General features: G+C 42.9%; 13 protein-coding genes. 11 read left to right on the top strand and 2 right to left on the bottom strand.

Annotation, left to right across the window (positions count from 1 at the left end; genetic code table 11):
* A partial coding sequence (locus tag HP456_RS11220; protein WP_172251064.1) for a sodium-dependent transporter occupies positions 1-418 on the bottom strand: 418 nt, incomplete at its 3' end.
* A 328-nt stretch (positions 419-746) separates the two neighbouring features.
* Between HP456_RS11220 and HP456_RS11225 the strand changes: the two genes are divergently transcribed.
* From HP456_RS11225 to HP456_RS11260, 8 genes are all read left to right on the top strand, one after another.
* A complete protein-coding gene (locus HP456_RS11225; protein ID WP_172251066.1) occupies positions 747-1043 on the top strand; it encodes a spore morphogenesis/germination protein YwcE in 297 nt (98 codons plus the stop codon).
* 175 nt (positions 1044-1218) lie between these two features.
* Positions 1219-1779, top strand: coding sequence for an RNA polymerase sigma factor (locus HP456_RS11230; protein ID WP_172251068.1), 561 nt, complete (start codon positions 1219-1221; stop codon positions 1777-1779).
* Positions 1772-3052 carry a hypothetical protein gene (locus HP456_RS11235; RefSeq protein ID WP_172251070.1) on the top strand — a complete coding sequence of 427 codons (1281 nt, stop codon included), beginning with the start codon at positions 1772-1774 and terminating at the stop codon, positions 3050-3052. Before HP456_RS11230 ends, HP456_RS11235 begins: the two co-directional genes overlap by 8 nt.
* Positions 3053-3246: 194 nt before the next feature.
* Complete coding sequence (gene yugI / locus HP456_RS11240; RefSeq protein WP_172251072.1) at positions 3247-3654, top strand: S1 domain-containing post-transcriptional regulator GSP13; 408 nt, start codon at positions 3247-3249, stop codon at positions 3652-3654.
* Between the two features lie 231 nt (positions 3655-3885).
* The gene (locus tag HP456_RS11245; RefSeq protein ID WP_172251088.1) at positions 3886-4338 is read left to right on the top strand and encodes an MEDS domain-containing protein; all 453 of its coding nucleotides are present in this window, start codon (positions 3886-3888) and stop codon (positions 4336-4338) included.
* 184 nt (positions 4339-4522) lie between these two features.
* Positions 4523-6043: an acetaldehyde dehydrogenase ExaC gene (gene exaC / locus HP456_RS11250; protein WP_172251074.1), complete on the top strand. Its 1521-nt coding sequence runs from the start codon at positions 4523-4525 to the stop codon at positions 6041-6043.
* A 1-nt stretch (position 6044) separates the two neighbouring features.
* The gene (locus HP456_RS11255) at positions 6045-6377 is read left to right on the top strand and encodes a DUF779 domain-containing protein (RefSeq protein ID WP_172251076.1); all 333 of its coding nucleotides are present in this window, start codon (positions 6045-6047) and stop codon (positions 6375-6377) included.
* 554 nt (positions 6378-6931) lie between these two features.
* The gene (locus tag HP456_RS11260; protein ID WP_172251078.1) at positions 6932-8392 is read left to right on the top strand and encodes a catalase; all 1461 of its coding nucleotides are present in this window, start codon (positions 6932-6934) and stop codon (positions 8390-8392) included.
* A 389-nt stretch (positions 8393-8781) separates the two neighbouring features.
* Here the strand turns inward: HP456_RS11260 and HP456_RS11265 are convergent, their stop codons facing one another.
* A complete protein-coding gene (locus tag HP456_RS11265) occupies positions 8782-10173 on the bottom strand; it encodes a sigma-54 interaction domain-containing protein (RefSeq protein ID WP_172251080.1) in 1392 nt (463 codons plus the stop codon).
* 263 nt (positions 10174-10436) lie between these two features.
* On the opposite strand from HP456_RS11265, the gene pruA reads away from it, so the two are divergent.
* The 3 genes from pruA to HP456_RS11280 form a co-directional block, all read left to right on the top strand.
* Positions 10437-11981 carry an L-glutamate gamma-semialdehyde dehydrogenase gene (gene pruA / locus HP456_RS11270; RefSeq protein ID WP_172251082.1) on the top strand — a complete coding sequence of 515 codons (1545 nt, stop codon included), beginning with the start codon at positions 10437-10439 and terminating at the stop codon, positions 11979-11981.
* A 182-nt stretch (positions 11982-12163) separates the two neighbouring features.
* The gene (locus HP456_RS11275) at positions 12164-13360 is read left to right on the top strand and encodes an ornithine--oxo-acid transaminase (RefSeq protein ID WP_172251084.1); all 1197 of its coding nucleotides are present in this window, start codon (positions 12164-12166) and stop codon (positions 13358-13360) included.
* Between the two features lie 189 nt (positions 13361-13549).
* On the top strand, positions 13550-14163 hold a 614-nt coding region (locus tag HP456_RS11280), incomplete at its 3' end, for a Glu/Leu/Phe/Val family dehydrogenase (RefSeq protein WP_172251086.1).

Below are 14163 nucleotides of genomic sequence, written 5' to 3' on the forward strand. Positions count from 1 at the left end.
TTGCAATGATGCTTTCAAACAATGCACCGTACTGTTCCTGGGTCATGCCGGAAAGAGATCCAGTAAAGCTTCTGGCAAGATAGGATAGAATCCAGCCCCCCACAACACTGTAAAAGGACAGGATGATGAAAGAAACGATCGTGCCAAGGTATCCGATTAAGTGCCAGGCTGAGCCGGGGGCGAGTTTTTTATACGAAGTGACGGCATCGGCGCCTGCCCTTCTGCCGATGACGAACTCTGCAAGTAAAATAGGTGTCCCTATCAGAATTGTAAAGATGATAAAAAGTAAAAAGAAGACCCCCCCGCCATTCGCACCTGCCATATATGGGAATTTCCAGATTGCCCCAAGGCCGATGGCAGAGCCGGCGGCTGCAAGAATAAATCCTATCTTAGAGGACCACTGTTGTTTCTTTGCCATAACGTTACTCCTTTCAAAAAACAAAATGATTTTTCCATACTACTATGTTTTTAATGCCATGTACACCAGATATTTAAATTTTCAATATATATTAGAATTGGTGGTAAATGTAATGAGTACAGTCATTTTTTAAACTATTTACGATATCTTCTCCCCTTAGTATGGATGAAAACGTTTTAAACATGAAAAAATGCCTGTTTATTTAAAAACGGGCTGGAAAAGTCAGCAAAATGTAGTATACTAATGGTAACGGAACGTTCACAAATTAGACATGAATTCGACATTAATTAGTCAAAATTGTAAGCGCTTAAACCAGGAGGGATCAATTATGGATATGTTTATGGTATATTTATTCGTTGCCACTGCCACCCCGTTATTCTTATGGATTGAACACAGGAAATGGGCGCTGCTCCATATTCCATTTTTATTAGCATTATGGGCAATTTTCATTTATTACATTGCTGTTCCAGAAATGGGCGGCTGGGGCCATGTGACATTCTGGAGTTTATTTGTCTTCAACTTTGCATTCGCACATCTTGCAGCATTTTGGCTGTACGCGGCTCCATATTTGAAAAAGCATCGGAAGAAAATGGTGGAAATGCGCAAATATAACACTGAAAAATAAATCCCCTTCGGCAGGGGGTTTATTTTTTTGTCTCCAGGATCGTAAATAATTTACAAATGATATCATATATTTATCCAATTCTAATGAAGAAAACCCTCTTTTTTTTGAAACAAAAGCGATCCAGGCTACGTTACATAGGAAAGAAGAGTCAGAAAAGAAGGAGGAGTACACAGCAGTGGACGATTTTCATCTCATAGATAAAGCAAAACAGGGTGATCTTTCTGCCTACAGCAAGCTGATCAGCGACCATTCTCCCATCGTGGAACGTTTTGCTTACCAGATGGGAAACCACATTGACGACATACCGGATATCAGCCAGGAGGTTTTCATCAGGGTGTACCGGTTCATTGACGGGTTTACTCATGCGAAATTCACAACTTGGCTTTATAAAATAACGTTAAATGTATCAAGGGACTTTAAACGAAAAGAAAGTCAGTACAGTAAAAGGATAGAGAAGGTGATGAACGAACCGTTGGTGGAATCGTCATCAGCCCCTCACGTGCGGGTTCTGAGAGAAGAAGAAGACCGGGTTCTTCATGAATGTCTCCAAAAGCTCGACGAGAAGTATAAAGCTCCGATCATCCTCTACTATTTTCATGAAAAAAAATACGAAGAGATAGCGGATATCCTGTCAGTCAATTTGTCTACGATCAAAACCAGGCTGCTGAGAGGAAAAAGCTTGTTGAAAAAACTGCTCGAGGAAGCGGAGAAAAGGGAGGGAACCATCAATGGATGATAAAATGTTTGAAAAAAGGCTGGAATTATTAGATCGTTCGTATAAAAAACTGCCGCCGCAGACAGATTCCGCTGCAATCATCTCTGCAATTAGAAAAGAACAGTCCCACTCCAGGAAGAAACGTTCCCGTCCGTTCATCCACTGGCCTTATGCAGCAAGCTTCATAGGAGTCCTTCTGATCGGGACTATACTCGCACTGCAATTGTCGATGGGCAATGGGAGTCAGGGTGAACCTGGGCAATCCGATCCGCAATCATCCCAGACTGGATACAGCAATGAAACAAGTGAAGAGCTGGGGGCACAGATAGAGGATGCAAAAGCGCTCTATGAACTGCGCAAAACACAAGCGATGGCAAGGCTTGGTTTGAATGAGTCAACCTTCAGCCAAACACAGCTCTATAAGGATGCTCAAGGACATTTATTATATGTAGAAACAATCTCTAAACGGAAATACCCTCTTGATCAGAAACTGGAGTGGGTAAAAAGCGGGAAGGAAAGGATTGAAGAATCTTTAAGGACCCCTGGTATGATGATTGGTTCCCTTAAAGGCGGAGTCAAAATGATGGAAGCGGAAGTTTGGACGGAAGATTTTTTAGAAAAGCAGAGAAGTTTGCTTCCGCTTTATGAAGAAAAACTGAATCAATACAAAGAGTGGTGGAAACCTCACATCAAAAAAGGTGAAATCAATATGAAAGACTTGAATGCGATTCAGCATTATCCCCCTGAATTCCGAACCATGCTTGGCGGCATCACCAACAATGCGGTAAAACTCACTTATAATAAAAAGGAAGACACACTCGAAACGTCCATCGACCTTGAGTATGTGAATATGATTTCCAACCATGCCCTTCCGGAAGTATATGTCTCATATATCCAAACTAACCAGTCCCCAGTACTGAAAGCTGGAGAATTCACGACAGGCTGGAATGAAGCAGGGGACCGCCTTATGTTACTTGAAGAAATGTTGAAGGATCTGCCGGAGGACTCACGATTCAGAAATGAATTGAAACACGAATATGAACTTTTGTATCATCATTTTGTGAAAGGCGGCGTCAACCAGCCGATCTTTCATGAGGACGGCAAGTTGAAACCGGAAGTGCGTGAAGCGTATGAGTATATTTCTGAGCATTATTCTTCATATAAAACAGCAGAAAGTTTAAAAAAGGTGCTGCATGAATTGCAGAAAGTAAATTATGTGAAACCTGAGCGCTGGATCCAGCATACTCCTGTCATCATTTCATCAGAGGTTGAGATGATTGATGAAAACCAGTGATTTCAGCAAGTGATAAATGTGTTAATAAAAAGATAAATAGGGAAACATAACTAGTGAGATGCGTAATTTTAGACGTGCGGGGAGGACGGATCTACACACCTGCACAATTCCTTTTTGCCGAAACCCATAAACTATGGTATAATCTAAAATTGCGTGTAAAAGAGAAAAATAATATATATACTAGGAGTGTTACCATGACTACAAAATTCGAAACAGGATCTGTTGTAACAGGTAAAGTTACAGGCATCCAGCCATACGGAGCGTTTGTTGCATTAGACGAAGAAACTCAAGGACTTGTCCATATCTCGGAAATCACACACGGCTTCGTTAAAGACGTAAGTGAGCACCTTTCAGTAGGTGACGAAGTAAAGGTAAAGGTATTATCAGTGGATGAATCAGCTGGTAAAATCAGCCTTTCAATCCGTGCTACAGAAGAAGCTCCTGCACCACAAGCTAAGCCGGCAGCAGCGAAAAAAGCCCGCCGTCAAGGAAGTGTGAAACCAGCAGCTGAAGAAACGACTCCAGCTGGCTTCAACACACTTAAAGACAAGCTTGAAGAGTGGATCGAGCAATCAGAGCGCGAAGACCTAATCAAGAAGTAATTCCTTTATAAAACCGCCCCCTCAACATATGAGCCGGGGTGGTTTTTTATTATATAAAGGTTTTCTGACGGTTAGGACCGAAGTTATGTATGATAGAAAGAGTAAAGGGTGAAGGGGGAGATACAAATTGAAATGTGAAATAATAAACCGAAACACGTGTGCTCACGTCTTGTACTCCTACGTAGATGGAGAAGCTTATATTAAAAACGCCATTACTTATATTACCGGGGGATCGAGGCCGGGGATACTGTTATCCTTATTGAAAATGAACGAAATCTGAAGATACTTTTAAAACAATTAGGGAATCGTTTAACTAGTGATCAATTAGAAAAAATTCATGTGATCAGCAACTTTGAATTCTATCTAACAAGGGGAAGCTACGAAACGTCTGGCGTTTTCGAACAGATGACAAAAACGATCACTCCGTATTTAGAGGAAGATATACCTTTTCGATCATGGGCAAACGTAGAATGGGGATTGCTTGAAGACCCTTCTCAAATCGTTGACTGGTTTGAAAAAGAAACGGATAAAGCAGTTCAACAGTACGGACTGAAAGTGGTATGTGCATATGAGGCAGCCAGAATGCCTGAAGATATGCAATCAGTCTTGGAAAAAAGCCATCCTCACATCATGACCGATGACAATTTGACGGCATCCACTTCGTACAAAAATAGTAATAAGTAGTCAGGATATTTGATGGATTCAGAAGGACTGAATTCATCTTTTTTTTTTGGGAAGTATCCCCTGATATTTAACGGAAAATATAGAATTTTTAAACAATATACTTGTCCGTACCTCCTTTTTGGAATATAATGATGAATGAAAGCGCTTAAAATAATAGGTATACATACAATCGGGAGGGACTTGAATGCTTTATAATAATCCGAATACAGAAGGATCACTGGTTCAATTTAAGGATAAGTATGACAATTACATCGGCGGAGAATTCGTGCCGCCAACAAATGGTGAGTACTTTGAAAATGTATCGCCTGTAACAGGAAAAGTTTTCACAAAAATCGCCCGTTCGAATGAATCTGATGTTGAAAAGGCGCTGGATGCTGCACATGCAGCAAAAGATACATGGGGGAAAACATCAGTAGCTGAAAGATCATCTATTTTAAATAAAATTGCAGATCGCATTGAAGAAAACCTTGAGATGCTTGCGGTAGCTGAAACTTGGGATAATGGAAAGCCTGTACGTGAGACTTTGGCTGCAGACTTACCGTTAGCGGCTGATCATTTCCGTTATTTTGCAGGCTGTATCAGAGCTCAAGAAGGTTCCGTCGGGGAACTTGATCAAGATACGGTATCCTATCATTTCCATGAACCGATCGGGGTAGTGGGACAGATCATTCCTTGGAACTTCCCTATCTTAATGGCTACATGGAAGCTTGCTCCAGCACTTGCTGCCGGCAACTGTGTCATTCTAAAACCGGCTGAACAAACTCCTGCCTCAATCATGGTTCTGGTGGAGTTGATACAGGACCTTCTTCCAAAAGGAGTACTGAATGTCATCCAGGGCTTCGGTGTCGAAGCAGGTAAGCCTCTTGCACAAAGTAAGCGTATTGGAAAAGTGGCATTCACTGGTGAAACGACGACAGGACGCCTGATCATGCAATATGCTTCTCAGAATATCATTCCGGTTACACTTGAACTGGGTGGTAAATCACCGAATATTTTCTTTGAGGATATCATGAATGAAGACGATGATTTCCTTGATAAAGCGGTGGAAGGCTTCGTTATGTTCGCTCTTAACCAAGGCGAAGTATGTACATGCCCTTCAAGAGCGTTGATTCAGGAATCTATCTATGACAAGTTCATGGACAGGGCGATTGAACGTGTAAAACAAATCAAGCAGGGGAACCCGCTTGATACCGAAACGATGCTTGGAGCCCAGGCTTCAGAAGAACAGCTGGATAAGATCCTTTCTTATATAGAAATTGGCAGACAAGAAGGAGCTGAATGTCTGATCGGCGGAGAGCAAAATAAATTGGAAGGCGAACACGAAACAGGATTCTATGTGAAGCCGACTGTATTTAAAGGCGACAACAGCATGCGCATCTTCCAGGAAGAAATCTTTGGACCTGTTGTTTCGGTGACAACGTTCAAAACCAAGGAAGAAGCACTTGAAATTGCCAATGATACATTGTATGGGCTTGGGGCCGGAGTCTGGACACGTGATATGAATACTGCTTACCGATTCGGCAGAGAAATTCAGGCAGGACGTGTATGGACAAACTGCTACCACCAATATCCGGCACATGCAGCATTCGGCGGCTACAAAATGTCCGGTATCGGTCGTGAAAATCATAAAATGATGCTGACACACTATCAACAAACTAAGAACTTATTAGTTAGTTACAGCCCTAAGAAGTTAGGATTCTTCTAAAATGGAAAATCGACTCGAGGCGACAGAACAGGCCCTTCAATTGATTGATAAGCTTAAGAGCAAGCACGGACCGCTGCTTTTTCATCAATCAGGAGGATGTTGTGATGGAAGTTCCCCGATGTGTTTGAGCCAGGGTGATTTGATCATAGGTGACAGCGATGTGTTAGTGGGTACTGCTGCCGATTGTCCTTTCTATATGAACTCACAACAGTATGAGTATTGGAAGCATTTCAAGATCATATTGGACGTGAAACCTGGAAGAGGAGGCGTATTCTCTTTAGAATCCACAGAAGGATTAAGATTCATTACGGATTCTGAATTGATAAAGTCTTAGTTTACCAGTTCAATTCTCTGAAAGAAAAAACCAACAAATATTAATAAGGCTGGGACAAATGTATTCTAGCCGATAAAAAAAGTCCGAACTTTCATTCGAATTCTTTGATTAGAATACGAGTGAGTTCGGATTTTTTAATGGATTCTGTTAAAAGAACGTTGTTCATTTCAGCTTGTCCCGGCGATTGACTGGAGTGCAAGACGCAGTCTCCTAAGGGAAAAGCGAGACAGGTGAGACCTGTCCAGCTCCGGTGGCTGAGCGAGCCGCCTCCGCTTTCCTTCCCGCAGGAGCATTGCGACGAGGAGGGCCGCGGCCGCCCGCGTAAAGCGAAGTCTATTAAGGAAAACGGAAATCAAAAGTGGTGTTTAGCTACAATAATGTTGTGTAACCTGACAATGCTCGTCTTTATAGTATTATTTACGTTTTGTCAGTCTCTCTTTTTAACAATTATTTATTTAAAATAATTATAAATTGTTATTGACTTTCATTCTCAATTGATTAGAATATAAATATAATTACTTAATAATAATTCTAATTTATTAGGAGTGTTTAATATGGAGAGAAAAAAACTAACGACAAACCAAGGTGCACCGATCGGGGATAATCAGAACTCGTTGACAGCGGGGCGAAGAGGACCTGGTTTACTTGAAGATTATCAGTTGATTGAAAAACTGGCACATTTTGATAGAGAGCGGATTCCTGAAAGAGTGGTCCATGCAAGAGGGGCAGGGGCTCATGGAATATTCATCACGAAAAACAGCATGAAAAAATATACGAAAGCGAAATTTTTACAGGATCCCGGTACAGAAACACCTGTGTTTGCACGCTTCTCAACGGTTATTCACGGACAGCATTCCCCTGAAACATTAAGGGATCCCCGCGGATTTGCGGTGAAGTTTTACACGGATGAAGGTAACTGGGACTTTGTTGGGAATAACTTGCCCGTCTTCTTTATCCGCGATGCAATGAAGTTCCCGGATATGGTTCATTCGTTGAAGCCTGATCCGCGAACAAATATTCAGGACGGGGAGCGCTATTGGGACTTCATGTCGCTTTCACCTGAATCGACAAATATGCTTGTTCATTTATTTACGGACGAAGGAATTCCGGCGAATTACCGCCAGATGCGCGGTTCGAGCGTCCACTCCTTCAAATGGGTGAATGAGGCAGGAAATACCGTATATATCAAATTGAACTGGAGAACAAAGCAGGGTCTGGTGAATTTATCGTATGAGGAAGCGGCGGAAATTCAGGCCAATGATTTTAACCATGCGAGTCGGGATTTATATGAAGCGATTGAGAATGGCGATTACCCTGAATGGGATTTATATGTACAGGTGCTGGATCCGATGGATATCGATTCCTTCGAATTCGATCCGCTGGATGCGACGAAGGATTGGCCAGAGGATGAAATCCCGTCTCATTTCGCAGGTACGATGATATTAAAGAAAAATCCGGAGAACGTGTTTGCTGAAACGGAATCCGTCGGTTTCAACCCGGGTGTATTAGTGAACGGAATGCTTCCATCTGAAGATAAGCTCCTTCAAGGAAGACTATTCTCATATTCAGATACACAGCGCTACAGAATCGGGGCGAACTACCAGCAGCTTCCAATCAATTGTCCATTTGCCCAAGTCAATAACAATCAAAGAGATGGCGCGATGCCATTCAAGCAGCAAACAACCCCGATCAACTACGAGCCGAACAGCTATGACGAGGAGCCCAAAGAAGTGGAAGGCTACACTGAAGTGAACCAGCCGATGTATGGTGAAAGGGGCCGCCAAAAAATTGAGAAAACCGATGACTTCGGTCAGGCTGGCAAGGTGTACAGAAGCTACACTCCGGAAGTGAAAGCGCAGCTGGTCAAAAACCTTACAAATGAACTGAGTGCTGTCAGTGAAAGAATTGCGCTCCGTGCAATCTGTAACTTCTACCGTGCTGACGAAGAACTTGGCAAGAAGATTGCTGAGGGAGTGGGAGTGGATTTAGCTCCTTACTTGCAGTATGTGAAATAAAGATTCATTTAGTACCAGTCTTTTCTCGGGCGGCAGCTGGGGATGTGGGCTGGTTCTTTTTTCACTGGAATGATGCGATTAGTGTGGAATGGGAAGATCAGTGAAGAAACTGTACAGTGAAAATGGTGATCGAAGTGGGAGGACGAAAATTGCATTCTATCAACAATTAATTTTCTATTATCAACAATAAAATTATTTTATCCACGATTAAATTTCGATTATCAACGTTATTTCATAGTTATCAACGAAAAAATTTCATTTATCAACAATTCTTCCAAAGTCTACAAATTCCGACATCAAGACAACAATCATCCAAGGAATTATACTCAAAAAAGCCACACACCGAAAACGGGCATGGCTCTCCTCTCAACCAGTCTTTTGATTCGTACTCAATACCGTCCCCCGCGCTCAATCCCATACTTCCGCATCCTGTACTGCAGATTCTGCCGGCTCATGCCAAGCGATTTTGCGGTTTTGGTAATATTGTATTCATGATGCTTCAAAGCTTTTTGAATATAGTAGGTTTCTGCTTCCTCAACAAATACTTCCAATGGTTTGATGTCGATTCCCGCCTGGTAGAGAAAGTCTGTTTCTTCCTGGACTTTCGGGTTTGAAGAGATATGTTGCAAGCGCTGCCTGAATCCGATTGGAAGATGATTGAAATCGATTATTTCATCAGATCCGACCAGGTTGAATGCTCCTTCGATTACATGTTCCAATTCTCTTACATTTCCCGGCCATTCATATTTCAGGAAAATGTTTTCTGTTTCTTCCGTCAGTCCTCTGATGTTCATGGTGAAGTGGTGATTGAACTGACTGATGAAGAATGAGATCAGCTCTTTCAAGTCTTCCTTCCGGTCACGGAGAGAAGGGATGAAGATGGAAACGATGCTCAAACGGTAATATAAATCTTTTAACAGCCGTCCTTCAGCGATTGCGTCGATAGGATCTTCATTCACCGTTGCAATCACGCGGACATCATACGGAAGATCTGTACTTCCCTGCAGGATGTTTACCAGTTTTCGTTGAAGGGAAGTGGTTAAAGAGTTGATTTCATCGAGCAGCAATGTTCCGCCCTTTGCTTGCTGGAAAAGGGTTTGATGATGCTCTTTTCCGGAATTACTCGCCGCATTTTCATCTCCTTCAAAAAGGAGGCTTTCCAGCATATCTTGCGGTAAGGAAGCACAGTTTTGGGAGATGAACGGACGATCGGAACGGGAGCTTCCATTGTGTATGCTCTGTGCAAACAACTCTTTCCCTGTACCTGCTTCCCCGCAGATCAAAACGGGAGAAGAGGTTCGTGTAGCCCTTTTCCCGGTTTCCACTGCTTCCTGTAAACGTGCATGGCCGCCGATGATGCTGTCAAATGTATAAAGGCTGTTCGTCCGTTTATGAAGGTTATCGCGCATCATTTTCTCAAGCATCGTGACATCGCGCGCGATCTCGATTGCACCTGCCAGCGAATCTTCATGAAAAATCGGAAAGGTATCATTGATTGTCGTGATTTCAATTCCGTTTATATTATAGTAGGTTTGTTTGACATTGAGCGCAGGTTCCTTTGTTTTCAAGACTTGAAGAAGTGTGCTCTCTTCTTCCGAATGAAATTGAAATACATCAAGCAGGTTTTTGTCAAGTACGTCTTCGATTTCCATGCCTTCGATTTCACGCATTTTACGATTGTAGATGATGGTTTTGCCCCTTGAGTCGATCACATGGACACCTGATTCGAGATGTTCAGCTACTTTTTCATACATATATAAACGTTTTTCGAATTTCTGCATGCTGTCTCTCTCCTCGATTATTAAATACGGTTTCGTTGTTTGCCAAGTTACATTAATCCGTGAAAATCATTATTCGAGTAAAATAAAATAAATTGAAAGCGCTTAATGAAAAAATTTTTAAAAAACTCTTGAAAAATGCAACTATCTTTTGCATTATTATAAGTGTAAGGGTTTTCTAAATGCAAATATTTTTTGCGCGTTTGTTTTCTAGCCTCGTCATAGAGGATGAATAAAAATCTTTGTTTAAAGGGGGAAATACCCAAATGATTCCTTACAAGCACGAACCATTCACAGATTTCTCGGATAAAGAGAATCAGGAAGCATTCAAAGAAGGTTTAAGAGTAGTAGAAAGTTACTTGGGTCAAGATTATCCGCTCGTAATCGGCGGTGAGCGTGTGACGACTGAAGATAAAATTGTGTCAGTCAACCCGGCGAACAAAGAAGAGCTTATCGGACGCGTTTCAAAAGCAGACAAAGACCTTGCTGAGAAAGCAATGAATGTTGCCTATGATACGTTCAATTCCTGGCGTAAAGTAAAGCCTGAGACACGTGCAGACATCCTGTTCCGTGCTTCTGCTATTGTTCGTCGCCGTAAGCATGAATTTTCAGCTTTATTAACGAAGGAAGCCGGTAAACCATGGAAGGAAGCGGATGCTGATACAGCTGAAGCAATTGACTTCATGGAATATTACGGGCGCCAGATGCTTCGTATTAAAGACGGGTTCCCTGTAGAAAGCCGTCCTGGTGAATACAACCAGTTCAATTACATTCCGCTTGGAGTGGGCGTAGTCATCTCTCCTTGGAATTTTGCCTTTGCGATCATGGCTGGTACAGCTGTCGCGGCAATCGTTTCGGGTAACACAGTACTTCTTAAACCAGCTTCAACAACATCCGTTGTAGCAGCGAAGTTCATCGAAGTATTGGAAGAAGCAGGACTTCCTGCAGGTGTCATCAACTACGTTCCTGGAAGCGGTTCTGAAGTAGGAGACTATTTAGTCGATCATCCTAAGACACGCTTAATTTCATTCACAGGTTCACGTGAAGTGGGTACGCGAATTTATGAAAGAGCTGCAGTTGTCCATAAGGGGCAAAAATGGCTGAAGCGAGTGATCGCTGAAATGGGCGGTAAAGATACAATCGTTGTAGACAGCGAAGGGGATCTTGAGCTTGCAGCCCAATCCATCGTTGCTTCTGCATTTGGATTCTCAGGTCAAAAATGCTCTGCCTGCTCTCGTGCAGTGATCGTAGAAGATGTATACGACCAAGTTCTTGAGCGTGCAGTTGAGTTGACGAAAGAATTAACGGTTGGTGATCCGGTTGATAATGATAATTTCATGGGACCAGTGATCGACCAGGCGTCATTTGATAAAATTATGAGCTACATTGAAATCGGTAAAGAAGAGGGCAAGCTGATGATCGGAGGCGAGGGAGACAACTCCAAAGGATTCTTCGTAAAACCGACAATTATTGCAGATGTTCATCCTGAAGCACGTCTTATGCAGGAAGAAATCTTCGGACCAGTTGTAGCCTTCTCCAAAGCAAAGGATTTCGATCACGCGCTTGAGATTGCAAACAACACAGACTACGGTTTGACCGGTGCTGTCATCACGAATAACCGTGCGAAAATCGAACAGGCACGTGAAGACTTCCACGCAGGTAACCTGTATTTCAACCGAGGCTGTACAGGTGCGATCGTTGGATACCAGCCATTCGGCGGATTCAATATGTCAGGTACCGATTCCAAAGCGGGCGGCCCAGACTACCTGCTTCTTCACATGCAGGCTAAAACAACTTCAGAAACACTTTAATACCGCATGTAAATAGGGAGGAGCCTTTGTTAAAGAGGCTCCATCCTTGTGTAAAAGCAGTTTGATCGTTGCAGTGATAAATGGATACTGTAAACTGCAGCTTTTTTATAACAAAAGTATTTTCAGAAGGATAGCTATACTGAATAGCCTTCTGCACATTCTTATTAAGGAGGAACTTTGATATGTCAGTGAGTACACATTCGATTATTGAACAAACAGAAAAGTATGGTGCAAAAAACTACCATCCGCTGCCTATTGTTATCTCAGATGCTGAGGGCGTGTGGGTGAAGGATCCCGAAGGAACCAAATACATGGATATGCTGAGTGCCTATTCCGCTGTGAATCAGGGACACCGCCATCCCAAGATCATTCAAGCACTCAAAGATCAAGCAGATCGTGTGACGTTAACATCCCGCGCATTCCATAATGATCAATTAGCTCCATGGTATGAAAAGATTTGCAAACTTACAGGAAAAGACATGGCGCTTCCTATGAACACGGGTGCCGAAGCAGTTGAAACAGCCATCAAAACAGCTCGCCGCTGGGCATATGATGTGAAAGGCGTAGAAGAAAACAGAGCTGAGATCATCGCGTGTAACGGAAACTTCCATGGAAGAACGATGACGGCTGTTTCCCTATCTTCTGAACAAGAATACAAGAGAGGATTCGGACCGATGCTTCCAGGAATCAACCTGATCAATTATGGCGATCTTGATGCCCTTAAAAAAGCGATCACTCCGAATACAGCTGCGTTCTTAATTGAGCCGATTCAAGGTGAAGCGGGGATTGTCATTCCGCCTGCAGGTTTCCTGAAAGCGGCATACGAGCTCTGCAAAGAAAATAATGTCCTGTTCATCGCAGATGAAATCCAGGCCGGTCTTGCCCGTTCTGGCAAAATGTTTGCATGTGAATGGGAAGATGTCGATCCTGATATGTATATCCTTGGGAAAGCACTGGGAGGAGGGGTATTCCCGATTTCCTGTGTGGTAGCAAGCAATGAAGTACTTGGTGTATTCAATCCTGGCTCCCACGGTTCCACGTTTGGCGGAAATCCGATGGCCTGTGCAGTATCAGTCGCTTCACTTGATGTCCTGCTTGATGAAAAGCTTGCTGAACGCTCTTTGGAATTGGGAGAATACTTCATGAGTAAACTTCGTGAGATAGATAACCCTATGATTAAGGAAGTTCGCGGAAGAGGGTTATTCATCGGAGTCGAGCTTCATGAACCGGCACGTAAATATTGTGAACAATTGAAAGAGGAAGGACTGCTTTGCAAAGAAACACATGACACAGTGATCCGTTTTGCTCCTCCGCTCGTCATTTCCCAAGAAGAGCTTGATTGGGCAATTGAGCGCATCAAAAAGGTACTTTCAAAGTAAGATCGGAAACATACTTGGGCATAAGCGGGAATATACCGTAAAATTCACGTTTTACCCTGTCCATGAATAGATAATTAGTGTCCATATAAAGCGCTTTAAAAAGAATGAATAATTTTTGAAATGCTAATGGTTTCGTACTAGGTATTGTGTTACAATTACTACGTTTCAGATCACATAATAAAGAGGCGAATGTTTAAAATGGGAGAAAACCTTAATCTGTTTACTTCTACACAGCATGTCATTAATGATGCTTTATCAAAACTCGGCTATTCCGAGGAAATGTATGAACTCTTGAAAGAGCCGATCCGCATGTTGACCGTCCGGATTCCAGTACGAATGGATGACGGCAGCATCAAGGTGTTTACGGGTTATCGTGCGCAGCATAACGATGCAGTCGGTCCGACCAAGGGAGGCGTGCGTTTTCACCCTGAGGTGGATGAGGAAGAAGTAAAAGCATTATCCATGTGGATGAGTCTAAAATGCGGTATCGTCGATCTGCCGTATGGAGGAGGAAAAGGCGGGATTATTTGTGATCCCCGTACGATGTCTTTCACTGAACTTGAAAAGATAAGCCGCGGATATGTACGCGCAATCAGTCAGATCGTAGGACCGACAAAAGACATCCCAGCTCCTGACGTATATACTAACTCGCAAATCATGGCGTGGATGATGGATGAGTACAGCCGTCTCCGTGAAAATGATTCACCTGGCTTCATCACCGGGAAACCGATCGTGCTCGGCGGCTCTCAAGGGCGTGAAAAAGCGACGGCTCAAGGGGTGACTATCTGTATCGAGCAGGCTGC

Source organism: Bacillus haikouensis, from assembly GCF_013179555.1.
In the GTDB taxonomy this organism is placed as follows: Bacteria; Bacillota; Bacilli; order Bacillales; family Bacillaceae_B; genus Rossellomorea; species Rossellomorea haikouensis_A.